At 64.2% G+C, this 24416-nt stretch carries 16 protein-coding genes; 10 read left to right on the top strand and 6 right to left on the bottom strand.

Annotation, left to right across the window (positions count from 1 at the left end):
- The 8 genes from ACVOLV_RS09080 to ACVOLV_RS09045 all read left to right on the top strand — a co-directional run.
- The coding region (locus ACVOLV_RS09080) for a hypothetical protein (RefSeq protein WP_481554100.1) at positions 1–452 on the top strand (452 nt) is incomplete at its 5' end.
- A 21-nt stretch (positions 453–473) separates the two neighbouring features.
- Positions 474–2732 (top strand): TonB-dependent receptor, encoded by a 2259-nt coding sequence (locus ACVOLV_RS09075; RefSeq protein ID WP_481554099.1) that lies wholly within the window; start codon positions 474–476, stop codon positions 2730–2732.
- A 20-nt stretch (positions 2733–2752) separates the two neighbouring features.
- Positions 2753–4009 (top strand): serine hydrolase domain-containing protein, encoded by a 1257-nt coding sequence (locus tag ACVOLV_RS09070; RefSeq protein ID WP_481554098.1) that lies wholly within the window; start codon positions 2753–2755, stop codon positions 4007–4009.
- Entirely contained in the window at positions 4006–4947 is a 942-nt protein-coding gene (locus ACVOLV_RS09065; RefSeq protein ID WP_481554097.1) for a ribokinase, read from the top strand. Before ACVOLV_RS09070 ends, ACVOLV_RS09065 begins: the two co-directional genes overlap by 4 nt.
- A 37-nt stretch (positions 4948–4984) precedes the next feature.
- The gene (locus ACVOLV_RS09060; RefSeq protein ID WP_481554096.1) at positions 4985–7174 is read left to right on the top strand and encodes a formylglycine-generating enzyme family protein; all 2190 of its coding nucleotides are present in this window, start codon (positions 4985–4987) and stop codon (positions 7172–7174) included.
- Positions 7171–9027 carry a glycoside hydrolase family 127 protein gene (locus ACVOLV_RS09055; protein WP_481554095.1) on the top strand — a complete coding sequence of 619 codons (1857 nt, stop codon included), beginning with the start codon at positions 7171–7173 and terminating at the stop codon, positions 9025–9027. Before ACVOLV_RS09060 ends, ACVOLV_RS09055 begins: the two co-directional genes overlap by 4 nt.
- Before the next feature lie 162 nt (positions 9028–9189).
- A complete protein-coding gene (locus tag ACVOLV_RS09050) occupies positions 9190–10383 on the top strand; it encodes a CoA transferase (protein WP_481554094.1) in 1194 nt (397 codons plus the stop codon).
- Between the two features lie 13 nt (positions 10384–10396).
- Complete coding sequence (locus tag ACVOLV_RS09045) at positions 10397–11359, top strand: transaldolase (protein WP_481554093.1); 963 nt, start codon at positions 10397–10399, stop codon at positions 11357–11359.
- Between the two features lie 287 nt (positions 11360–11646).
- Here ACVOLV_RS09045 and ACVOLV_RS09040 read toward each other — a convergent pair whose 3' ends face one another.
- On the bottom strand, positions 11647–13062 hold the full coding sequence (locus ACVOLV_RS09040) for a coniferyl aldehyde dehydrogenase (protein ID WP_481554092.1): 1416 nt from the start codon (positions 13060–13062) through the stop codon (positions 11647–11649).
- 399 nt (positions 13063–13461) lie between these two features.
- Between ACVOLV_RS09040 and ACVOLV_RS09035 the strand changes: the two genes are divergently transcribed.
- Entirely contained in the window at positions 13462–14556 is a 1095-nt protein-coding gene (locus tag ACVOLV_RS09035) for a helix-turn-helix transcriptional regulator (RefSeq protein ID WP_481554091.1), read from the top strand.
- 14 nt (positions 14557–14570) lie between these two features.
- Here the strand turns inward: ACVOLV_RS09035 and bla are convergent, their stop codons facing one another.
- From bla to ACVOLV_RS09010, 5 genes are all read right to left on the bottom strand, one after another.
- Positions 14571–15608 (bottom strand): class A beta-lactamase, encoded by a 1038-nt coding sequence (gene bla, locus ACVOLV_RS09030; RefSeq protein WP_481554090.1) that lies wholly within the window; start codon positions 15606–15608, stop codon positions 14571–14573.
- Between the two features lie 57 nt (positions 15609–15665).
- The gene (locus ACVOLV_RS09025) at positions 15666–18386 is read right to left on the bottom strand and encodes a TonB-dependent receptor domain-containing protein (RefSeq protein WP_481554089.1); all 2721 of its coding nucleotides are present in this window, start codon (positions 18384–18386) and stop codon (positions 15666–15668) included.
- 174 nt (positions 18387–18560) lie between these two features.
- Positions 18561–20282, bottom strand: a complete 1722-nt coding sequence (locus ACVOLV_RS09020) for a cation acetate symporter (RefSeq protein WP_481554088.1) — start codon at positions 20280–20282, stop codon at positions 18561–18563.
- On the bottom strand, positions 20279–20596 hold the full coding sequence (locus tag ACVOLV_RS09015) for a DUF485 domain-containing protein (RefSeq protein ID WP_481554087.1): 318 nt from the start codon (positions 20594–20596) through the stop codon (positions 20279–20281). The genes ACVOLV_RS09020 and ACVOLV_RS09015 overlap by 4 nt, the downstream gene beginning before the upstream one ends.
- A gap of 151 nt (positions 20597–20747) precedes the next feature.
- On the bottom strand, positions 20748–22181 hold the full coding sequence (locus ACVOLV_RS09010) for a DcaP family trimeric outer membrane transporter (RefSeq protein WP_481554086.1): 1434 nt from the start codon (positions 22179–22181) through the stop codon (positions 20748–20750).
- 238 nt (positions 22182–22419) lie between these two features.
- Here ACVOLV_RS09010 and acs point away from each other — a divergent pair, with 238 nt between their 5' ends.
- Positions 22420–24363 carry an acetate--CoA ligase gene (gene acs / locus ACVOLV_RS09005; RefSeq protein ID WP_481545142.1) on the top strand — a complete coding sequence of 648 codons (1944 nt, stop codon included), beginning with the start codon at positions 22420–22422 and terminating at the stop codon, positions 24361–24363.
- Positions 24364–24416 lie beyond the last annotated feature (53 nt).

Genomic DNA, 24416 nt, shown 5'->3' with positions numbered 1-24416 from the left:
GGTGGCTCCCCCACAGGTTAATTTTCTTATTGCGGCTGTTTAAACGGGGCCCCACTGGAATGTGTGGGGCGTTTTTTGTTTGGTGTTTGTTTTTTTTTGTTTGGGGGCGCGGCGTATGCCGCGAAGCTGGTCATCGTTCCAGCGGCGAGGTATCTGCAGTTGCAGGATGCGCGGTAGCGGATGCTTTTCCAGCTTCGCGGCTTACGCCGCTCCCACAAAAGCTGATTACCGGCGGCAACAAGAAAACCTTTCTTGTTGCACTGCAAGAAAAAACCACAGCTTGTTTCAAGCAACAAAACCTCACGTCTGAAGCTAGCCCCCCCGCCTTCAATGCCCCGCTGTCCACGCCTAGGCTGGCTTTGTCGGGGAGTTGCGTCGGGAGGGATGCAGCAGCCAACAGAAGTATCGGAATGCCGCAGTCCGCGGCAGCAGTTCATGCACGTCTTATCTAAAACAAAAACGAGATAAACACCATGAAAAAGGTACCGGTAGCGTTGGGGGTTCTGGTCCTGGCCGCTGCGATCAGCAGCAGCGTGCAGGCCCAGCAGATGCAGGCAGCAAACGAAGACGACAGCCGCAGCGCTGACAAGCGCGCGCAGGATAAAAAAGCCACCGAGCTGGACCGGGTCATCGTCACCGGCGTGCGTGCGCCCAAGGCGGTGGACAAGATTCCCGGCGCCATCACCATCATCACTCCGGAAGAGATCAAACAGTCGTTGATCATCACCGAGGACAACACCGCGGTACTGGCACGCACCATTCCAGGCTATGCCGAATCCTCGCAGGCGATGACCAATTCCGGTGAGTCGCTGCGCGGGCGCATTCCGCTGCGCCTGTTCGACAGCATCCCGCAGGGCTCGCCACTGCGCGAAGGCACCCGCAACGGCACCTTCACCGACATGGGCGTGATCGGCCGCATCGAAGTGATCAATGGCCCGTCCGCCGCCGAAGGCATTGGCGCCACCGGTGGCGTGATCAACTACATCTCCAAGGTGCCGGAGCAGATCGGCAGCGAGACCACCATCAGCGCCCGCTACCAGACCCAGTTCAACGACGACAGCGTCGGTTGGAAGCTGGGCCTGAGCCATGCGATCAAGCAGGACAGCTACGACTTCCTGGCCAGCGTCTCGCAGCTGGAGCGCGGCATGGCCTATGACGCCAAGGGCCGCAGCATCGGCATGAATTCCAGCGGTTCGCTGGCCGATTCGCAGTCGCGCAACCTGTACATGAAGGGCGGCTACAACTTCGGCGAAGACGGCGAACAGCGCCTGCAGGCCACGTACAGCAACTTCAACATCGGCGGCAACGGCGACTACATCCAGCTGGTCGGCTGCAAGGGCCCGAATGACTGGCCGCCCTGCGACACGCCGGTGCCGAATACCTCGATCAAGGGCCACATCGACGGCCAGCGCGACGCGCTCAACAAGTTCATCCAATACAGCCTGCAATACACCCACAGCGACTTCTACGGCGGCACGCTGGACCTGGTCGGCTTCCAGGCCAAGCAGGGCATGCGCTTCCTGCCGGAGAACGGCGCTGACCGCCAGCTGGTGAAGCCGGCACCGGCTGATGATGCCGACCGCATCTTCGACCAGTCCGAGATCCAGTCACGCAAGAAGGGCCTGCGCACCTCGTGGACGCGCCCCAGCATCTTCGCGGTGGATGGCCTGGAGCTGCATACCGGCGTGGACTTCGTGCAGGACGTGGCCGAGCAGCGCCTGGTGATGACCGACCGCGTCTGGGTGCCGCCGATGGACTACCGCAGCGTGGCGCCGTACGCGCAGCTGTCCTGGGATATCGGCCCGGTCACGGTCAGCGGCGGCTTCCGCCGCGAGAATGGCAAGCTCGACATCGACAGCTATACCACCGTCGCCTACCGCAACAATTCCTTCGTCGAAGGCGGCACCCTGGACTACACCGCCAACCTGCCCAACCTGGGTGCGATCTGGCGCGTCACCGATGAGTTCTCGCTGTTCACCGCCTACAGCAAGGGATTCACCCTGCCGGATATCGGCATCCCGCTGCGCAACGTGAATTACCCGGGCCAGACCGTGGCCGGCATCCTCGACCTACAGGCGATCATCGTCGACAACATCGATATCGGCTTCAATTGGCGCGGTTCGCGCGGTGCGCTGAGCGGCAGCTGGTACCACTCCACTTCCGACTTCGGTGCATCGCTGGAAGTTGACCCGCTGACCAGCGACTTCATCATGACCCGCGCCCCGACCGACATCAAAGGCATCGAGTTGAGCGGCGAGTTCCGCTTCACCGATACCTTCAAGATCACCGGCCTGTATACCCACCTGCGCGGCTGGACCTCGTTCTGGGGCCCGGACCCGCAGGGCCGCTACGACGCCGGCCCGCTGAAGAAGCCGCTGGGCATCTTCGATGCGACGCCCGACAAGATCAACATGGCGCTGGTGTGGAAGGCGCTGCCCAATCTGGATGCCACCCTGGGCGTCAGCATGCTGCGTGATCGTCACCTGACCAGCTCGGCGGTACGTCCGTATGACGGCGAAGAGTACGACTACGACGAGAAAATCAACGGCTACACGCTGTGGGATCTGGGCGTGAATTATGATTCCGGGCGCTTCGGCACGTTCTCGCTGGGCGTGGACAACCTGTTCAACAAGTACTACATCCTCAGCGGCTCGCAGGGCGATGGCTGGCAGAACTACTGGGCCGGTCGCGGCCGCGTGGTGTCGCTGAGCTATTCGTATACGTTCCGCTGATGAACGCAGGAGTGCCCGCCATGCATCAATCCACCGCAACACCTCGCAGCAGCCGCTTGCTGCGCAGTGGCGCCGCACTCCTGCTATGCCTGTCCGCACCGCTGCTGCACGCTGATGAGCGCTGGCAGCGACTGGACAGCTTTCTGCAGGCAAGCACCGCGCCGGGCCAGTTCCCGGGCGCGGTCGCCATCGTCGAGCACGATGGCAAGATCGCGTTCCAGAACCACTACGGCCATGCCGACAGCGCTGGCACTCGGCCGATGCAGGCCGACAGCATCTTCCGCATCTATTCAATGACCAAGCCGGTGACCTCGGTCGCCGTGCTGATGCTGCTGGAAGAAGGCAAGCTGTCGCTGGACGATCCGCTGTCGCGCTACTTGCCCGAGTTCGCCGACCGCACCGTGGTGACCGGTGGCGACCTGCAACATCCACAGACCGAAGATGCACCGCGCGCGATTACCCTGCGCCATCTGCTCACCCATACCAGCGGCTTTGCAGCAGCGTCGGATACGCACCGCGTGGCGACCAAGCTGTTGACCGCGGCTGATGTCGACAGCGCGACGTCGCTGCAGGACGTTGCACGCCGCCTGTCCACGCTGCCGTTGGCAGATGCGCCCGGCACCCACTTCCATTACGAAGGCAGCAATACCGATCTGCTGGCACGCGTGGTCGAGGTGGTCAGCGGACAACCGTTCGCGCAGTTCCTGCAACAACGCATCTTCAGCCCGCTGGCGATGCACGACACCGGTTTTGAAGTGCCGCTGGCGCAGCGTGGTCGTGTGGTCGAACTGCCAACCAGCAACGACGATGGCAGTCTGCGCGTGGCCGATACGCTCAGTGCGCGTAACCCGGGCGTGCGCCTGAAGGGCTATGACAGCGGCGCAGGCGGCCTGTATTCCACTGCCGCCGATTACCTGAAATTCGCCCACATGCTGCTCGATGATGGCCGCAGCGGGAGGCAGCAGCTGCTCGCGCGCAAGACCGTCGATCTGATGATGAGCGACCAGCTCGGCGGTTTCGAGCCGGCCATCAGCAGCTATGGGGCCGGCGAAGGCTTCGGCCTTGGCGGCTATGTCATCACCAACCCGGCGTACCGCGGCAAGCTCGGCAGCGTCGGCCAGTTCGGCTGGTCCGGTGCCGCGTCCACCTACTTCACCATCGACCGCAAGGAGAAGCTGGTGGCGATCCTGCTGATGCAATACCTGCCCAGCGGTGACAAGGCGCTTGCTTCACCGTCCACCCGTTTCTACAACCTCGTCTACCAGGCCATTCCATGAGTTCCACCGTTCTTGTCGCCGGCTCGGCCAATCTCGATTTCGTGGTGCGTGCGGCGCATGTGCCGGCACCGGGCGAAACCGTGCTCGGCCGCGAATTCCGTACCTTTCCCGGTGGCAAGGGGGCAAACCAGGCCGTGGCCTGTGCGCGTGCCGGTGGCGCCGCCACGCAGATGCTGCTTGCCCTGGGTGCCGATGACTTCGCCAAGCCAATTGAAGCCTCGTTGAACGACGCTGGCGTGCTGCTGCATGCCGTGCGCGATACGCAGCTGCCGACTGGCACCGCCTTCATCTGCCTGTCCGATGATGCCGAGAACGCCATCACCGTCGCCCCCGGCGCCAACATGGCACTGCTGCCCGAACACCTGCCGTCACTGGATGGTGTGCAGTGGCTGCTGCTGCAGCTGGAATCGCCACTGGCCTCGGTACAGGCCTACGCAACCGCCGCCCGCGCTGCCGGGGCGAAAGTCGCCTTGAATGCTGCGCCGGCGCAGGTATTGCCGGCCGAACTGCTGGCACAGCTGGACATGCTGATCGTCAACGAAGGCGAGTTGGCCGTGGTTGCCGGCAACCCGCCGGACCTGGCCAGCGGCTTGGCGCGGTTGGATGTTCCCTGCGTGATCGTCACTCTTGGCGCGCGCGGCTGCCTGGCCCGCATCGATGGGCAGATCCTGGTGCAGCCAGCGTTCTCGATTTCACCACTCGATACCACGGCTGCCGGCGACACCTTCTGCGGCACCTTGGTCGCCCTGCTCGCCCGCGATGAACCGCTGCAGCAGGCCCTGCTTGCCGCCAGCGCCGCCTCGGCACTGGCCTGCACGCGCCTGGGTGCACAATCCAGTATTCCCGAACATGCCGAAGTACAGGCGCTGCTGGCCGACGCCAGCCGCCTGCCCGGCACCGACGCCCATGCCGCGCTTGCGGCATGGTGCGCGCTGTAACCGTTACGCCTCCCCCCGTTTTTGTTGGATGACTGCCATGACTTCGCCCTACCCCGCCCCCGATTACGACAACGATTCCCCCGATCATGGGCGTGAGGTGATCCACACCGAGTACAAGTTCTCGCACGTCACCACCGGCCGCTACCTGCCCACGCCGGGCAAGGCACCGGCGTGGCCGTTCGCCGATATCGGCAGCTGGATGATCGATGCCAATGCCAGCGCTGCGGATTGGTTGACCGAGCTGAAGGACTGGCGCCAGGAACACCTGGTGCGTATCGGCTATACCGACGTGAACTACCGCCGGCCGGAACTGCAGTGGGCGCAGCGCAACTTCGTGCACGCACAGATGATGGTCGAGGACCGTTATTTCTTCGACGTGGAGACTGCGCAGTACACCGTCAACAAATACCTGGACGATCTGATCGAACGCTTCGGCGGGCTGGACTCGGTATTGATCTGGTACATCTACCCGAACATCGGCATCGACGACCGCAACCAGTTCGATCTGGCACATACGCTGCCGGGCGGCCTGGAAGGTTTGACCGCTGCGGTGAAGGCATTCCAGAAGCGTGGCGTGCGCGTGTTCCTGCCGGCCAAGCCGTGGGATCACGGCACCCGTGACCCGGGCGTCACCCATTGGGATGGCCTGGCCGAGATCATCAAGGCCACCGGTGCCGACGGCATCAACGGCGACACCTTCAACGGCGTGCCGCGTGCGTTCTTCGACGCCTGCGATGCCAACGGCAACCCGGTGGTGGTGCAGCCCGAGTCCACCATCAGCTCGGAAGAGCAGCTGATCTGGAACGTGCAGAGCTGGGGCAAGAAGGCACCCGATGGCCCGGTGCCGCCGGTGTCCAAGTGGAAGTGGCTGGAGCCGCGCCACATGGTCAATTACGAAAACCGCTGGGGGCGCAACCGCAACCACGACCTGCAGTACTGCTTCTTCAACGGCATCGGCTACAACGCCTGGGAAAACATCTGGGGCATCTGGAACCAGTTCACCGCGCGCGATGGTGAAACCCTGCGCCGCATGGCATCGATCTATCGCCAGTTCCCGGCGCTGATCGTGGCGATGGATTGGGAGCCGTACCAGGTCTGCTACCAGGGCGGCATCTTCGCCAGCAAGTTCCCGGTCGACGGCCTGAGCCTGCACACCTTGATCAACCGCAACGAATACGCGGTCAATGGTGAGCAGATCGGCCTGCCGCATGTGGACGGCACCCGTTACTACGATCTCTGGCACGGCGTTGAGCTGTCGCCGGCCGTGCGTGATGGGGTGGCCATCATCGAGCTGCCGATGGAAGCGCGCGGCTTTGGCGCGGTGCTGAGCGTGCAGCCGGGCACTGTGGTCGGTGGTCTCGATGCGTTCCTGGTCGCCGCCGCCAAACGTGCCGAACAGCCGCTCAATAGTTTCTCAGGCGCATGGAAGGCAATTCCGCAGCAGCTGCGCGAGATCCCGGCCACCGCCGCGCAGGCTGCGGCACCAACCGGCATGGTCACCATCCCCGCTGGCGAGTTCGTGTTCGCAGTCGGCGGCATCGAGATCGAAGGCTTCAACTGGGCCGGCCAGGACGTGCAGTTCCCGTGGGAAGATTGCCCGCGCCGTCACCACCGCAAGCTGATGCAGATGCCCGCGTTCCATATCGATCGCCATCCGGTCACCAATGCGCAGTTCAAGGCTTTCATCGACGCCACCGCGTACCGCCCGGCCGATGACATCAACTTCCTCGCCCATTGGGTGGATGGCGCACCGCGCGCCGGCTGGGACAGCAAGCCGGTGATCTGGGTATCGTTGGAAGATGCACGCGCCTACGCCGCGTGGGCCGGCAAGCGCCTGCCGCACGAATGGGAGTGGCAGTACGCCGCCCAGGGCAACGATGGCCGAACCTATCCGTGGGGCAATGACTGGGACCAGAGCCGTGTGCCGCAGGTCAACCGTGGCCGCCGCCTGCTGGCTCCGGCCGATGTCGATGCGCATCCGCAGGGCGCCAGCCCGTTCGGCGTCGAGGATCTGGTCGGCAACGTGTGGCAGTGGACCGATGAGTTCGTCGACGAGCACACCCGTGCGGCGATCCTGCGCGGCGGCTCCAGCTACCAGCCGCAGACCTCGCACTGGTATTTCCCGCAGGCCTATCGCCTGGACCAGCACGGCAAGTACCTGCTGATGGCACCGGCCAAGGACCGCAGCGGCATGCTCGGCTTCCGTTGCGTGGTGGACGCGGCATGAGTGCGGCCATCACCATCGGTCAGCAGCTGATCACGCCCAGCGCGGTGCAGCTGGACGGCGTGTTCGGGCAGATGCTGACGGCCAATCGCAGCGGACGCCTGAGCCACTTCATCGTCGATGAAGCCAGCCCGTCAATCAGCATCTTCGGCCAGGCGCATAAGCAGCAGAACCAGGAAGGCGACTGGTACGGCGAGCACGCCGGCAAGTGGCTGTCGGCGACCGCGCGTGCGGTTGCACAGGGCAGCCAACCCGAGCTGGAAGCCAACCTGCGCCGCGTCGCCGATTGGTTGATCAGCCAGCAGGATGACGACGGCTATCTCGGCAACTACGCCGCCGACCGCCGTTTCACCGTGCCGCAGCCGCCAAAACCCGAGAGCTGGAACGGCGAGCCAGCGCTGCGCACCTGGGACATCTGGACCCACAGCTACCTGATCCTCGGCTTCCTCGAAACCTGGCGTGCGCTGGGCGATGACAGCTACCTGCAAGCCGCGCGGCGCATCGCCGACCTGTGCTGGCAGGCGCTGGAATCGGGCATCGACATCACCACGCTGGGCAACCACCACGGCATGTCGGCGACGGTGCTGCTGGACCCGGCCGCCGACCTGTATCTGGTCACCGGCGAGCCGCGATATCTCGCATTGGCCGAGACCATCCTGCAGCAGGCCAACGCCAATCCGCGCCTGGCCCTGCTCGACAAGGGCATCGCCAACGAAGACGCCGCCTTCATCGCAACCGGCAAGGCCTACCAGCTGTCGTGGAATCTTGTTGGACTGGCCAAGCTGTACAAGGCCACCGGCAAGGCCGATTACAAGCTGGCCATCGATAACCTGTGGAACAACATCCGCGAGCAGCACCTGACCCTGGGCGGCGGCCCGTGGGGCGGCGTTGCCCATCGCTCGCGCGAAGTGTTCAACGCACCGCGCACCTTCTTCCCGCAGGCCTATGTGGAAACCTGCTCGGTGCTGGCGTGGATGCAGCTCAACCGTGAGCTGCTGGCCATCAGCGGCCACGCGCGTTACGCCGATGAGCTGGAACGCACTGCCTACAACGACCTGCTGGCAGCGATGGCACCGAACGGCGAGGACTGGTGTTACTACACCTTCCCCAACGGCAAGCGTGTGCATACAACGTACTGGCGCTGCTGCAAGTCGTCTGGCGCGATGGCGGTGGAAGAGCTGCCGCAGATCGCCTATGGCGTCGCTGCCGACGGCGGCCTGCGGGTGAACCTGTACGGCGCCGGCGAAGCCACGCTCAATCATGCAGACGCTGGCAAGGTGGTGCTGCAGCAGCAGACCCGCTATCCCTTCAACGGCGATATCAGTCTGCGGGTCACGCCCGAGCACAGTGCCAGCTTCAGCATCGGCCTGCGCATCCCGGCCTGGGCCGAGGATGCACGCATCCAGGTCAATGGTGTCAATGTGCCGGTACAGCTTGCTGCGGACGGATACGTGCAGCTGCAGCGCCAGTGGCAGGCCGGTGACTTGGTCACGGTGCAGCTGCCGATGCAGCCGCAGCTGCACCGCGCCGCCAACATCAATGTGCAGGAATCGCGTGCACCCGACGGTTCACCGGTGGCGCAGGAAGTGCTGCGCTGGGAATACGTTGGCTTGAGCTACGGCCCGCTGGTCTATGCGACCACGCTGATCGATGGCTTCAAGACCGATGAAACCGTGAAGTTGCCGGAAGGTGATCCTTCGCGCTGGCTGCAGGTAGGCCAGGACAACGGTGAAGGCGCGCCGGTGACGATGCAGCTGCAAAGCCGCGCGCCGCTGGTGTTCGAGCCTTACTACCGCTGCGGTGGCCGCGAGCATGACGTCTGGCGCCTGAGCTGGCTGTCACTGGCCCCGCAATAAGCCAGTCGCCGCTGCCTGCCACCCATAAGTGTGAAGGCAGCGGCGGTTTTGCAGGCGATGACACCGCGATACCTGCTTTTTGTCCTCGCTGAAAATACCCGCACGATATGTTTCTTCCCATCCACCGGGAGGAAACTGCAATCAAGGATTCGAGTGCAGCCCATGTCAGCAAGCAACAACCCATCTCCGTTCGACATCGCCCAGCGCGATGGTGCCCGTGGCCCGCTCAGCGGCGTGCGCGTGCTGGACCTGAGCGCCTATATCGCCGGGCCGTACGGCTGCACCCTGCTGGCCGACCAGGGCGCGGAAGTGATCAAGGTGGAACCGCCGGTTGGCGACAACCTGCGCAAATACCCGTCCACGCTGGAAGCCGAGAGCCGCGCCTTCCTCGGCGTGAACCGCTCCAAGCGCGGCGTGGTACTGGACCTGAAGGAAGCCGACCAGCGCGCGGTGCTGATGCGCCTGGTGCGCGAGGCCGACGTACTGGTGCACAACTTCCGCCCCAGCGTGCCGGCCCGCCTGGGCATCGATTTCGACAGCCTGAACAAGATCAACCCGCGCCTGGTGTATTGCGCGGTCACCGGTTACGGCGAGGACGGTCCACTCAAGGACAAGGCCGGCTACGACCAGGTGCTGCAGACCATGACCGGCATGTGCGCGATGCAGGGCAAGCCCGGTGGCGCGCCGGAAATCCTGTACGGCTCGGTGGTCGACTACTACGCCGCCGCGCTGGTCGCTGCCGGTGTGTCCTCGGCATTGTTCGAACGTGAACGCAGTGGCGAAGGCCAGTACGTGGGCGTGTCGCTGCTGCGCAGCGCGCTGACCATGCAGTCGGCACGGATGATCTGGGCCGAAGGCGAGCCGGAAGGCGTGGGCCGCGACATGCGTTCGGGCGGTGTCACCGGCATCCATCCGACCGCGCACGGTCATCTGTACATCTCGGCCAATACGCCGCGCTTCTGGCAGGCGCTGTGCGACAAGATTGGCTTGCCGGCAATGGGCAGCGATCCGCGCTACGACACCGTGCGCAAGCGCGCCGAGCATTCCGACGAACTGCTGGCCAAGCTGCATGCCGCGCTGGCTGCACGCAGCGCGCTGGAGTGGGAAGCCCTGTTCGGCGAAGAAGTGCCGTGCGCCGCTGCGCGCAAGGTCGAGGACATGTTCGAGCACCCGCAGGTGCTGGCCGAGGAAATGATCACCACCCTGCAGCACCCCTTGCTGGGCAGCTACCGCGGCATCACCCGTCCCATTGTGTTTGGTCGCACCCCCGGCCCGCAGCCATTCGCCGCGCCGACCTTCAACCAGGACACCGCCGCTGTCATCGCCGCCGCCGATGCTGGCGACACCACCGCCTGATCCGGAGCACATCATGAGCACTGCATCCAAGCTCGCGCAGCTGCGCGAACTGTCCGTCGTCGTCGCCGATACCGGCGATTACGACGCCATCAAGCGCCTGCGCCCGGTCGACTGCACCACCAACCCGACGCTGGTGAAGAAAGCCCTCGACCTGCCGGTCTACGCCGGCCTGATCGAGCGCGAGCTGCAGTGGGGCCGTGCCCAAAGCGGTGACAAGCAGGCCATCGCCAATGCCGTGGTCGATCGTCTGACCGTCGGCGTCGGCACCATGCTGGCCGAGCTGGTGCCGGGCCGCGTCTCCACCGAGGTGGATGCCGACCAGGCACACAACACCGAGGCCACGATTGCCAAGGCGCGCGAGTTCATCGCCATGTACGAAGCGGCCGGCGTGCCGCGCAGCAAGGTGCTGATCAAGATCGCAGCCACCTGGGCCGGCGTGGAAGCCGCGCGCGTGCTGCAGGCCGAAGGCATCGACTGCAACCTGACCCTGATCTTCAACCCGACCCAGGCCCTGGCCTGCTCGGAAGCCGCCTCCTTCCTGATCTCGCCGTTCGTCGGCCGCATCCTGGACTGGTACGTGGCCAACGGCCAGACCCCGGCCAACATTGATGAAGACCCGGGCGTGGTGTTCGTGCGCGGCGTGTTCGCCGAGTTCAAGCGCCGCGGCTCCAGCACCGTGGTGATGGGCGCCTCGTTCCGTTCGACCGCGCAGATTGAAGCGCTGGCTGGCTGTGATCGTTTGACGATCTCGCCGGACCTGCTGGAGAAGCTGGATGCTGATTTCGGTGAGCTGCCGCGCAAGTTGATTGCTGGTGCTGCTGAAGCAGTGAGCGTCGCTGCGATCGACGAGGCCAAGTTCGATGCGGATATGGCGGCTGATCCGATGGCTACGGAGAAGCTGGCTACTGGTATTGAGGCGTTTGCGAAGGATCTGCAGACCTTGCGTCAGCGGATTGCGGATGAGTTGGGCGGCTGAGGCTGGCCCAGCAGACTGCATGACGCTTGATGTCTCCCTTCTCCCGCCTGCGGGAGAAGGTGGCCGAAGGCCGGATGAGGGGAGCTTTTAAAGCTTCAAAGCTTTTGCTCCACGTGCTTCAAGAGCGCCCTCACCCCAACCCCTCTCCCGCGCGCGGGAGAGGGGCTTTCAGATCGCATGCTTCTTGCGCGATTTATCAACCCCCCGCTTTTCGACACCCGGCTCCCTCTCCCTCGTGCCGGGGTCACCGCAGCCGGCCCCCTGTGCCTGGTTGCGGCTTTTCTAGCTCAGCGCGAAATCATCTCGATGAAACGCGCGACCCGTGTGTACGGCGGCCGCAGCAGATCACTGCCGGCCCGGCGGGTCTGCCACAGCACCGGCAGACGCTTGCTCATCGCATCGAAGCCGGCCTTGCCGTGGTACGCGCCCATGCCGCTTGCGCCAACGCCGCCAAACGGCAAACCGTTGATCGCGAAATGCAGCAAGGTGTCGTTGACGGTGACGCCACCGGCAATGGTCTGGCCAACGATCTTCTCCACCGTCGCCTTGTCATGGCTGAAGGGATACAGGGCCAACGGCCGATCACGGCCGTTGATGGTGGCGATGGCCTCATCCAGTGAGCGATAGCTGCGGATCGGCAGGATCGGCCCGAAGATCTCGTCCTGCATCACCGTCGCGTCATCGCCCGGTTGCAGGATCAAGGTCGGCGGAAACAAGCGCTCGCGACGCGAACGCTCGCCATCGATATCGGCCAGCGGCAATACCTGCAAGCCACGCGCACGCGCGTCATCCACATAGCCCTGCAGACGCTGGTACTGGCCTTCATTGATGATGCGGCTGTAATCGGATGCATCGCTGAAATCGCCGTAGCGCAGCCGCACCTGTGCACGCAGCGCGGCAACCAAGGCATCAATACGCGCTTCATCGATCAACACGTAGTCCGGTGCGATGCAGGTCTGGCCGGCGTTGAACCACTTGCCGGTCGCCAAGCGTGCCGCCGCACCTTCCACCGGATAGTCCGCTGCCACCAAGGCCGGCGATTTACCGCCCAACTCCAGGGTCAACGGGGTCAGATGCTGCGCGGCGGCCGCCATCACCTTGCGACCAATCGCAGTGGAGCCGGTGAACACCAGATGGTCGAACGGCAGCCCCGAGAACGCCGAAGCCACACTGGCATCGCCCTGCACCACCGCTACCCGATCAGCAGGAAACACCTCGGCCAACAAGCACTGGAGGAAGGCCGAACTGTTCGGCGTGTGCTCGGACGGCTTGAGCATCACATGGTTGCCAGCGGCGATCGCGGTCGCCAACGGCACCAGCGCCAGATTGACCGGGTAGTTCCATGGCGAGATCACCCCGACCACACCCACCGGCACCGGTCGCACCTGCGCCCGTGCCGGCCAGAAGCGCCAGCCAACACCAATCCGTTCCGGCTTCATCCAGCCACGCAGGTGCGAGAGCAGGTGATCGATCTCGCCAGTGACGGTCATGCCGTCGGCGATCACCGATTCGTGTTTCGAGCGATGGCCGAAGTCGGCAGCAATCGCTTCGGTCATTTCCGGAATGCGCGCCTTGAATGCGGCGCGCAGGCGGCGCAGGTCGTCACGGCGCTGCGTGTAGTCTGGCTTGTGCTGCTGCCAAGCGGCGCGCAGCTGCGTCAGCCGCTGCTGCAGATTATTTGAACCATCGGTCTGTGGATCCATGGTGCCTCCCCAAGATCAGCGGCCACTGTAAACCTGTGGGTGTTGAGGAGTGAAGGATTGTTTGCGAGGCGGGCGTGATGTGCTGCGCAAAGCCGGGAGCAAAGACGATGGAGCTCTACCCCTCCCCGGCCCTCCCCTGCGCGTTGCGCAAGGGAGGGAGCAGGGCGCGTGACCTGTAAGCCCCCCGTGCACGCCGCTTTTGCCCCCTCCCTTTCGCGCAGCGAAGCGGAGGGTTGGAGAGGGGTGCTCTTCGCGGGCAGTTGCTCAGCGGGCATCATCCGGAAGCCACACCTGCGCTTGCCTGCTCCGCGCCGTGGGTGCTAGAAGAGATCATGCAGGTTCGGCCGGTCATCGCGCCGCAGATGAGCGCTGCGATCCACCACGAGGGCATGCCGCACCATGCTGGGACGCGAACACGACATAGCAGTGAACCCCGATGCCTGTCCTGTGCAGGCCAAGCGTGGCCTGCTGCAGGCGCTGGATCTGCATTCGCTGTGGCGCGCCTGCGTGGACTTGATCAATCAGTACCTGCCCTGCCACTCATGCACCTTGATGTACGACATCAACGGCAGCTATCAACCACAGCGCAGCCTGCATTTCCTCGGCGCCAGCGCCGCCGGCGAGGAGCGACCATTGCGCAGCCTGGAGGTTGCCGCTCCTTATCTGCAGCGCAATCCCCGCATCGACTGGTACACGCTGTCGCAGATCGCCTCGACCGACGCGCATGCGCGGCAGCGGCTGCGTGCGCAGAATCCCGCGCCTGGATGGAACGAGTTCATCCACATGGCGTTCTGGCGCGAGCAAGGGCTGGATGCGGTGCTCAGCATCCGCATGCATGCCGGTCAGGAGCTGATCACCGCGGCCCACCAGCAGTTCCTCGACGAGCTCCACCAGCTTGTGGGTGCAGGCCTGCAGCGCTTGCGCTTGCTGCGGCACGAACGGCGCAGCATCTATCAGGCCCTGCTTGATCGGCAGAGCCAGGCCGACATCATCCTCGACCATGAGTTGCACCTGATCAGCCTGTCGCCTACGGCGCAACTGTTATGTGCGGACTGGCTGGGAGATTGCAGCAGGCATGCCGGCTTTCCCGACGCCATCAATTCGGTACTACGCGGCTGGTTGCGGCGCGCAGACCAGACCAGCGATAGCATTCTTGCAGAGCAGGCACTGCATCTGCCTGGCACGCAGCTACAGATCAACCTGCAAGGTCGGCTCCAGGCAGACGGCCTGTATCCCATGTATCTGCTGCGATTGACGCCACTGCTGCCGGCTGAGTCCACCGTGCCAGCTACTGTCCCGCCGATATGGTCAAGGCTCTCACCGACCGAGACCCGTGTCGCCGAACTGGTACTCAACGGCATGCGCAATGACGAGATCGCCAATCACCTGCGACGCTCGCGCAAGACCATCGAGAGCCAGATCAGCGCAATCTACCGCAAGCTCGACGTTGGCCACCGCGCGCAGTTGGTGCGCCTGCTCAGCGTCACCGGCTGAGCAGGCTGGATCCCTCAAGGCACGAACAGAAAGTAATCGTGCGCAGCGCGGGCCAGCTGTGCGATTGCCGCATCGCGTTCCTCGTTGCTGGCGCGTGACTGCACGAATACAGTGACGATGGCATGGCCACGTCCACCCGGCAGCGTGATCACGCCAACATCGTTGATCACGTCACCGACCGTGCCGGTCTTGTGCGCCACCGGGGTGTCCTTCGGCAACATGCCACGCAGACGTGCGGCACCGGTGCGGGTGTCCAGCATGATGTCCTGCAGCAGCTTGGTCGAGCTTGGCTGCAGGACCTCGCCACGCCAGACTTTCTGCAACAGGGTGGCCATCGCACGAGCGCTGCTGGTGTCGCGCGGATCTTCATTCCAGGCATTGGTGTGGCCGCGCCGCAGCTCCTCGCTGCGCTCGCTGCGCGACAGCTCGGCATAGGCCGCCGGCCCCATTGGTTTGGCCTGCGAGGCGTCATTGCCGCGGTAGTTGGCCAGCAGTTCCCATATGTAGCGATCCACGCGCATACCACTGATGCCCAGTGCCTGCATGCGTGCATTCACCGCCGTGGTGCCACCGCCAAGACGAATCAGGATGTCGGTGGCGTTGTTGTCGCTGACCGTGATCATCATGTGCAGCAGGTCACGCACGGTGATGGCTGAGCCGGCGCTCAGGTGCAGGTCCATCGGACCGCCCATTTCTGGATAGACATCGTCCGTGCCCAGCGTCACCTGCTGCTGCAGCGTGAGCTTGCCTTCGTCCACCAGTTTGAGGATGTGCACGGCCACTGGCACTTTCATCGTGCTGGCCATCGGGAAGGCGCGATCGGCATCGAGGTAGACGCTGCGGCCGCTTTCCAGATGGACGATGGCCGCGCCGAGCTGACCAGGTAACAGTGCCGCCAGGCGTTGCGCTTCGGTCTGCAGGCCCTGGCTGGGTGCAGGCTTGGTGGCAGCCATCGCTGGCAGCAACATGCAGGCCAGCAGTGGTGCCACGAACAGCGCGCGCAGGCGTGGACGCGATGGGGAGCGACGGCGATGGTGCTGGAGCTGGTACATATGGAGTCCTCTGCAAACGGAACACTGCCGCCCATCACTGGGCGGCAGTCATCATCCCTAGAAACGCATGCGCGCGCCAAGCGTGAAGTAACGGCCAACCACGTCGTAGTACGGCGAGCCGACCGCACCCAAGGGGGACTTCTTGTCGAACAGGTTGCTGATATCGGCGTAGACCTCGACTTCGTTGTCGCCCGCCAGCGCGAAGCGCGCCTTGCCACCTACATCCCAGTACACATAGGACGGGATGTTGCCGTTGGTCAGCACCAGCTGGTTGTTGTACACACCAGCCGAGATGTAGCGTGCCCGCGCCTGTGCACCATAGCGATCACCGCGCCAGCCGAAGGTCGCGTTGGCCCGCCAGCGTGGCACGCCGGAGCCGCCGGTCAGGCCCTGCGAGGTCACATACTCGAAGGTGTTCTTGCCGTCGTAGGTGGTGAGATTATCGGTCCAGGTCGCCAGCACGCGGGTGTGGAAATTGCCCGACATCGCCGGGAACAACTTCGCCGCCGGCAGGTTGTAGAGCAGGTCCAGGTCGACACCGTTGGTGCGGTATTCGGCCAGGTTGACGTAGTTGGAGTTGATCCGCTCGATCTCGCCGTTGCCATCGCGCTGGATGCGCCCGCACATGGCCTGGTTGCCGGCGATACAGCGCAGCACGGTTTCCTGCGCCGACACCTGGGTGATCACGTCCTTGATCTCGATGTCGAAGTAATCCACCGACATGATCAGCCCCGGCACGCTGGCCGGCGCCCAGGTGAAGCCGGCGGTCAGCGTGTCGGCCTTCTCCGGGTCCAGCAGCGGGTTGCCGCCGCCGATCACCAGCGCGCTGATCGAGGTGCCGGTCAGCGGATCGCTGATGGTCGACCAGCCGGTGGTGCTGGTGGTGTACATCTCCGACAGGTTGGCCGAACGGATATCGCGCGAGCGGGTGAAGCGGCCACGGAAACCATCGAAGAACTCATTGGTCATGCCGTACTTCCACGACCAGATCGCACCGGAGCTGTTGTAGTCGCTGAAACGCGCCGCTGCGTTGACCTGCAGATCACGCAGCACCGGCATGTCACGCAGCAGCGGTGCCGCCACTTCGGCGAAGGCTTCGCGCACCTGGAAGCTGCCGGCCATCGGCGAGGAGCTCCAGGTACTGAATGACTTGGTCAGATCCTGCGCGCCCACTTTCTGATCGATCTGCTCCTTGCGCGCCTCCAGCCCCATCGCCACCGACACCTCACCTGCCGGCAGCGAGAACGGCTCGCCACGCAGGTCCAGGCCGGCGGCATCGAGCTTGGTATTGGTCATGCGCCTGGGCGTGCCGGTGACATAGGCAGCCGCCTCCGCCGAGGGTGCGCCATTGCCGATCAGGTTGATCGGCACGCAACCGGAGTTGGGATTCGTCAGGGTCACCCTGCACACCGGTTTGCCGCTGACCGGATCGATCACCGCATCCACTGCGTCGCGGTAGTTGCTGGTCAGCAGGAAGCCCGGCGCGGCCAGATCGGACTGGTTGTCACCGTGGCTGTAATAGCCGCTCCAGCGCCAGTTGTCGCCGACCACGCCATCCAGCGCCACGGTGAACTGGGTGGTGCGACGGTCGTAATCAATATCGGGAAAGGCAAAGTCGCTGTTGAAGCGGCCAAGGCCAAAGCTGGTCTCGCCGGCCGCCACCAGCGCATCGCGCACGGCGGTCGGCAGGAAGGCGTTGTCCACGCCGATCTTCAGGCCGGTGCCACGGTTGTGGTCGCCGAACCACGGGAAGCGGTTCCAGCTGCGCGAGTGGCGCACGTCCATGGTCAGGCTGGTGTTGTCGGTGAGGTTCCACGACAACCTGCCCAGCACGTTGTAGCGGCGCTGCGGCGTCATCAGTGAACTGATGTCGTCATTGCTCGGGCTCTCGCCGCCCTGGATCAGCGACGCACCGGTATAGCCTGGGAACGCACGCAGGCTGCCATCCGGATTGAAGGCCTGCCCAGCCAGCACGCCGGTGGTGATCAAACCACCGATGGCGGCATTGCCGTAGCCAACATTGTCTTTCATCGTGAACGTGCCGTCGCCATTGGACAGCTGCGCGGTGCGGCCCAGCCAAGACCGCGATGATTTGGGCAGGATGCCGTCGTTGTTCAGCGCCTCGCCGCCGATGACGACATGGCCGCGGCCCTGTGCGATCTCGAAACCGGTAGCAGCCGAGACGTACTGCTTCTGGTTGTCCGAGCGCGAGGACATGCCGCCCTGCACGTCGATTTTGGTGCCGACCAGCTGGCTGTCCAGCTGCACGTTGACCACACCAGCAACCGCGCCCGAGCCCCAGGCGGCAGAGGCACCGCCGGTAACCACGTCCACGCCACTGATCAGGATCGACGGAATGCTGGCCAGATCGTTGTCGCTGGAGAAGCGTCGCCCATCCAGCAGCACCAGGGTACGGCTGACACCCAGGCCGCGCAGGTCGACCGGCGCCCGTGCCGCATCCACCCCGGTGGTATGGGTCTGTGGCGACACCGTGCCACGGAACTGCGGCAGGTCATTGAGTGCTGCGGCGATGTTGGTGTGGGTTGAAAGCTGCAGGTCCTCCGGCGTCACCTTCACCGTCGGCGTTGGCGCGTTGAAGCCCGGCCGGTCGATACGCGAGCCGGATGCGGTGACGTTGACGCTGCCGATATCCACCACCTTGTCGGTGGCTTGCTCAGTTTTGGCATCGGTCGATTGGGCAAAGGCGCTGGGCAGGCTGCCGGCGATGATCAGGGCGATGCCCGTGGACAACGTGGTTCTGGCGATACGGCACGGCATACGGCTCCTCGCAGAAAGCTGGAAGTGGAACTGCTGACCTGACAATGCGGATTTCCCCTCCTCGCATCTTAGGAAGCCAGCTTCCCGCCCCGCATCAGGGAAAACCCCGATACCGACCGCTCAAACGACAACGGCCAGCACAAGGCTGGCCGTTGTTTCAAACGTTACCAATGCTTAGTGCGACGAAGCCTTGCTCGCACCAATGCCGGTCTCGGCACGCACTTCCTGTGCCGGGTAGGCGGCACGCTCGGCCTGTGCGTTCTTGCTCTTGTCGGTGATCGAGAAGAACCAGATGCTGACGAAGGCAATCGTCATCGAGAACAGTGCCGGGCTGGTATACGGGAACGGCGCACTGCCGGCCGCATTGCCCAGCGTGTCCACCCATACCGACGGTGACAGCAGGGTCAGGATCAGCGACGAGGCCAAGCCCAACGAGCCACCAATCACCGCACCACGGGTGGTGCAGTCCTTCCACAGCAGCGACAGGATCAGCACCGGGAAGTTGGCCGAAGCGGCGATGGCGAAGGCCAGCGACACCATGAAGGCCACGTTCTGCTTCTCGAACACGATACCCAGCAGCACTGCGATCACGCCCAGTGCCAAGGTGGTGACGCGCGATACACGCAGCTCCGAGCCCGGCTCCGGGTTGCCCTTCTTGAACACGGTGGCGTACAGGTCATGCGACACCGCCGATGCACCGGACAGCGTCAGGCCAGCAACCACGGCCAGGATGGTGGCGAAGGCCACGGCCGAGATGAAGCCCATGAACAGGTTGCCGCCAACGGCCTTGCCGACCAGCACGGCTGCCATGTTCGGGCCGCCCTGGATGGTGCCGGTGACCGGATCCGCGTACTCCGGATTGGTCAGCACCAGTGCGATCGCACCGAAGCCGATGATGAAGATCAGGATGTAGAAGTAGCCGATCCAGGTGGTTGCCCACAGCACCGACTTGCGTGCCTGCTTTGCATCGGGAACGGTGAAGAAGCGCATCAGGATGTGCGGCAGGCCGGCGGTACCGAACATCAGTGCCATGCCGAACGAGATTGCCGAGATCGGATCCTTGACGAAGCCACCAGGCCCCATTATCGCCAGGCCGGTACTGGCCGCTTCCTCCGCACTCTTGCCGCCGTTGGCTGCGATCTGGGTCTTGACCCGCACCGCCTCGCTGAACAACGCCTCGAAGCTGAAGTTGAAGTGCCACATCACCATCACGGCCATGAAGGTCACGCCGGACAGCAACAGGCAGGCCTTGATGATCTGCACCCAGGTGGTTGCAGTCATGCCGCCGAACAGCACGTAGACCATCATCAACACGCCGACCAGCGCCACTGCGATCCAGTAGTCCAGGCCGAACAGCAGCTTGATCAGCGCACCGGCACCGACCATCTGCGCGATCAGGTAGAACAGCACCACCACCAGCGTGCCCGATGCCGCGAACATGCGAATGGGTTTGGCCTGGAAGCGGTAGCCAGCAACGTCGGCGAAGGTGAAGCGACCGAGGTTGCGCAGGCGTTCTGCCATCAGGAAGGTCAGGATCGGCCAACCGACCAGGAAGCCCAATGCGTAGATCAAACCGTCATAGCCGTTGGTCATCACCGCAGCGGTGATGCCGAGGAACGAGGCTGCCGACATGTAGTCACCGGCGATGGCCAGACCGTTCTGGAAACCGGTGATGCCGCCACCGGCGGTGTAGAAGTCGGACGCCGACTTGGTGCGGCCAGCGGCCCACTTGGTGATGCCAAGCGTGAACACCACGAAGGTGGCGAACATGATGATCGCGGTCCAGTTGGTCGGCTGGCGCACGGTCTGCCCGATGTCGCCACCGGCGGCCATGGCCGCACCGCTGGCGATCAGCAGACCGAGCAGCGCGCCGGTTCGCAGGAAGGAGTGGTTCATTGCGCTTCCTCCACGATCTCTTCGGTCAACTTGTCGAATTCCTTGTTGGCACGGCGCACGTAGAAGCCAGTGATGACGATGGTGAACACCATCAAGCCCAAGGCGATCGGAATGCCGACGGTGGTGATCTTGCCGGCACCGATCGGCGTGGCCAGGAAGGCCTTGTCGAAGGCGATCAGGCCGATATAGCCGTAATACCCCAGCAGCATCAGGATGGTCAGGAACCAACCCAGCTTGTTGCGCGTGCTGCGCAACCGTTGGTATTTCGGGTTGGAGGCGATCCGCTCTACACGGGGATCGACGGAAGCATTCATCGGAATTCTCCAGGCGTTGGGAATACGAACGCCACGGCATGCGGAGATGCCTTGACGGTCACATGAGTGCTCCCCGTGGGGGTAGGGAGATGGGGCGTACTACTTTTTCAGACGCGGTAGCGGCGCTACTGCAGCGCCGCTACCGGATGGGTCAGAAGCTGTACTTGGTGGTGAACTGCACGCGGCTGATATCGCCCTTCTTGCCGTTCTCGATCTCGCGCACGCCGTACATCAGCTCGGCACCGACATCGACCTTGGGCATCGGCGTGTAGAAGATGTTGCCGCGGATCGACTGCACGCTCTTGGTCACCAGGTCACCGGTGATGGAGGCATTGTTGTCGTAGTCGCTGCGTGCGTAGATCAGGTTGGTGCGCAGCTTCGGGGTGAAGGCATGGCGCCAGCCGACATAGCCGGCAACCACACCGGTCGGATCGATCTCGTCGCGGATCGCGTCATAGCCGCTGTCGGCGGTGATCCCCAGGCCGATGTAGCGCGAAATGCCTTCGCCACCGGTCAGCTGGTAATGCAGGGTGTCAGCGTCGCCCATCAGCCACTTGCCGCCAAGGGTGATGCCGCCGGCCACCTTGCTGGCATCGGCACCGGTGGCCTGGTTGTCGAGCTTGAGCTGGCGCACCAGGCCGGCCACGCCGAAGGTACCCCAGTCACCCTTCCAGCCGTAACGCACGGTCAGGTCGGGCAGCGCGCCACGGTCGGAGTTGGCAACCGCCGGCACGTTCCACTTGTTGGTGATCGGGTTGAAGGTGCCGGTGAGCGAGGTGGTTTCCGGGTTTTCCAGGGCAACGCTCAGGCCGCCGTTGGTGTAACGGATCTGCGCCTGGCGCACGAACACCACGCCATCGGTGGGGCCGACGAAGTCAGCCGCTTCGGGGATGGAGGCGGCGTCCATGAAGTTGGACCAGGTCTGGCCGGCCAACCACTTGTTCCAGTACATGTAGGCGTGGCGGACGGTGACACCGTAGGTGTTGGTCGCGGTCTGGTTGCCCAGCGAGTTGCCGAAGAAATCCATCTCCAGGAACGCACCAGCCTTGTCGCCGTTCTCGGCCACATTGTCCACGCCCAGGTTGAAGCGCGAGAACTTGGCATGAGCGTTGTAATCCACGTCCGAGGCCTTGCCCGAGCCACCAGCGCCATGCACCGGCGTCTGCCCCGGCAGGTACAGCGCGCGGCCGGTGGCGTCGTCGGCCAGCTGACCATCGCCGGTACGGGTGGCCAGGAAATCGGCCTTGATGAAGCCGCCCACCTTGAAGGTGGTGCCCGGTGCGGCGCCCGGGGTGATGGTGGTCAGCTGAATCGGCTGCTTGCCAGCCGGCACGGCGGGCGCGGCGGTGCGCTCGGCCTGTGCGCTGCGCACCTGCACCACTTCACTCTGGGTCTGGGCGATGGCGCCCTGCTGTTGCTGCTGGGTGGACAACAGCAACTGCACCTGCCGCTCAAGGTCGGCGACGCGTGCTTCCAGCGCCTTCTCTTTCGCGGTCTCGGCGAAGGCCATGCCCGGCGCGACCAGCGCGACGAACAGGGCTGCGGCGAGTGGCCGGCGGGCCGTTTTCAGGATGTTTCGATTCATTGGGACTGCCTCTCTCCAGGCTGATGAACGGTCCGCGCCGGTTGCACGGTCGCAGCCAGCGTGCGCGGGCATGGCGTCGGCCCGCTATTCGCCATTAGTCGTAAGCAAGCGTCTGTTCGACCATCGTCTAACAGAAGATCCAGCGCGAGGTGGGGTGGATGCGGCACACTTGGGGTGTCCGGCCCTGTCCCACGACATGGCTCATTCATTGGTTACAAGTGCAAAGGTGAGGGTTGCCATGACTGATGTATATCCCGTTGATTCCGCGTTCGCCGAGAAGGCACGGATCGACAAGAACACGTACCAGCAGCTGTACCGCGAATCGGTCGAAAACCCCGATGCGTTCTGGGCCAAGGCGGCCGAGCGACTGGACTGGTACAAGAAGCCGACCAAGATCAAGAACGTCAGCTATCAGCTCGACGATTTCCGCATCAAGTGGTTCGAGGACGGCGAACTCAACGTCAGCGTCAACTGCCTGGACCGGCAGCTGGCCACGCGCGGTGACAAGACCGCCATCCTGTTCGAGGCCGATGGCCCGGACAGCCCGGCACAGAAGGTCACCTACCGCGAGCTGCACCAGCGCGTCTGCCGCCTCGGCAATGCGCTGCGCAGCCTCGGCATCAAGAAGGGTGACCGCGTCACCATCTACCTGCCGATGATCGTCGACGCCGCGGTGGCGATGCTGGCCTGCGCCCGCGTCGGTGCCATCCACTCGGTGGTATTCGGCGGCTTTGCCGCCAACTCCATCGCCGACCGCGTCGGCGACTGCGCCAGCAAGCTGATCATCACCGCCGACGAAGGCCTGCGTGGTGGCAAGAAGGTGCCGCTGAAGGCCAACGTCGATGCCGCGCTAAAGCTGCCCGGCACCAACACCGTTGAAACCGTGCTGGTCGTGCGCCACACCGGTGGTGCGGTCGACATGCAGGCGCCGCGTGACCGCTGGTTCCACGATGTGGTGGACACCCAGCCGGCCGAGTGCGAACCCGAGCGCATGAACGCCGAAGATCCGCTGTTCATCCTCTACACCTCCGGTTCCACCGGCAAGCCCAAGGGCGTGCTGCACACCACCGGCGGTTACCTGCTGTACGCGGCCTATACCCACGAAGCGGTGTTCGACCTGCGCGAGGACGACATCTACTGGTGCACCGCCGACGTCGGCTGGGTCACCGGTCACAGCTACATCGTCTACGGCCCGTTGGCCAACGGCGCCACCTCGGTGATGTTCGAAGGCGTGCCGAATTACCCGAACACCTCGCGTTTCTGGGAAGTGATCGACAAGCACCAGGTCACCATCTTCTACACCGCGCCCACCGCCATCCGTGCGCTGATGCGCGACGGCGAGGAACCGGTCAAGCGCACCTCGCGCAAGAGCCTGCGCCTGCTCGGCAGCGTTGGCGAGCCGATCAATCCGGAAGCCTGGCGCTGGTATTACGACGTGGTTGGCGATGCCCGCTGCCCGATCGTCGACACCTGGTGGCAGACCGAAACCGGCGGCATCCTGATTTCGCCGCTGCCGGGTGCAACCGACCTCAAGCCGGGCTCGGCAACCCTGCCGTTCTTCGGCGTGCAGCCGGCCCTGGTCAGCGCCGACGGCGAGCCGCTGGAGGGCGCCACCGAAGGCAATCTGATCATCCGCGACTCCTGGCCGGGCCAGATGCGCACCGTCTACGGTGACCACCAGCGTTTCATCGACACCTACTTCCGTACCTACCCGGGCAGCTACTTCACCGGTGACGGCTGCCGTCGCGATGAAGACGGCTATTACTGGATCACCGGTCGCGTTGATGACGTGATGAACGTCTCCGGTCACCGCATCGGCACGGCCGAAGTGGAAAGCGCGCTGGTCTCGCACCCGAAGGTGGCCGAAGCGGCCGTGGTCGGCTTCCCGCATGAGATCAAGGGCCAGGGCATCTATGCCTACGTCACCCTGATTGCCGGCGAAGCGCAGACCGACGAGCTGCTCAAGGAACTGGTGGCATGGGTGCGCAAGGAAATCGGCCCGATCGCCGCACCGGATCACCTGCAGTGGGCACCGGGCCTGCCCAAGACCCGCTCGGGCAAGATCATGCGCCGCATCCTGCGCAAGATCGCCGAGAACGCGCCGGACCAGCTCGGTGATACCTCCACGCTGGCCGATCCATCGGTGGTCGCATCGCTGGTGGAAGAGCGCAAGGTTCGCTAAGCGTTACCAGCCCGGGGCACCACGGTGCCCCGGCTGTTGGTCCATGTGGAGGG

The organism is Stenotrophomonas sp. STEN023 (assembly GCF_056760135.1).
Note: the sequence above shows the minus strand (reverse complement) of the source record. Positions and strands in the feature narration are given on the sequence as shown.

Excerpts from the sequence above, each read along its gene's own strand:
- ACVOLV_RS09075 (WP_481554099.1), top strand. The coding sequence starts at position 474 with ATGAAAAAGGTACCGGTAGCGTTGGGGGTTCTGGTCCTGGCCGCTGCG.
- ACVOLV_RS09070 (WP_481554098.1), top strand. The coding sequence starts at position 2,753 with ATGCATCAATCCACCGCAACACCTCGCAGCAGCCGCTTGCTGCGCAGT.
- ACVOLV_RS09065 (WP_481554097.1), top strand. The coding sequence starts at position 4,006 with ATGAGTTCCACCGTTCTTGTCGCCGGCTCGGCCAATCTCGATTTCGTG.
- ACVOLV_RS09060 (WP_481554096.1), top strand. The coding sequence starts at position 4,985 with ATGACTTCGCCCTACCCCGCCCCCGATTACGACAACGATTCCCCCGAT.
- ACVOLV_RS09055 (WP_481554095.1), top strand. The coding sequence starts at position 7,171 with ATGAGTGCGGCCATCACCATCGGTCAGCAGCTGATCACGCCCAGCGCG.
- ACVOLV_RS09050 (WP_481554094.1), top strand. The coding sequence starts at position 9,190 with ATGTCAGCAAGCAACAACCCATCTCCGTTCGACATCGCCCAGCGCGAT.
- ACVOLV_RS09045 (WP_481554093.1), top strand. The coding sequence starts at position 10,397 with ATGAGCACTGCATCCAAGCTCGCGCAGCTGCGCGAACTGTCCGTCGTC.
- ACVOLV_RS09040 (WP_481554092.1), bottom strand. The coding sequence starts at position 13,062 with ATGGATCCACAGACCGATGGTTCAAATAATCTGCAGCAGCGGCTGACG.
- ACVOLV_RS09035 (WP_481554091.1), top strand. The coding sequence starts at position 13,462 with ATGCTGGGACGCGAACACGACATAGCAGTGAACCCCGATGCCTGTCCT.
- bla (WP_481554090.1), bottom strand. The coding sequence starts at position 15,608 with ATGTACCAGCTCCAGCACCATCGCCGTCGCTCCCCATCGCGTCCACGC.
- ACVOLV_RS09025 (WP_481554089.1), bottom strand. The coding sequence starts at position 18,386 with ATGCCGTGCCGTATCGCCAGAACCACGTTGTCCACGGGCATCGCCCTG.
- ACVOLV_RS09020 (WP_481554088.1), bottom strand. The coding sequence starts at position 20,282 with ATGAACCACTCCTTCCTGCGAACCGGCGCGCTGCTCGGTCTGCTGATC.
- ACVOLV_RS09015 (WP_481554087.1), bottom strand. The coding sequence starts at position 20,596 with ATGAATGCTTCCGTCGATCCCCGTGTAGAGCGGATCGCCTCCAACCCG.
- ACVOLV_RS09010 (WP_481554086.1), bottom strand. The coding sequence starts at position 22,181 with ATGAATCGAAACATCCTGAAAACGGCCCGCCGGCCACTCGCCGCAGCC.
- acs (WP_481545142.1), top strand. The coding sequence starts at position 22,420 with ATGACTGATGTATATCCCGTTGATTCCGCGTTCGCCGAGAAGGCACGG.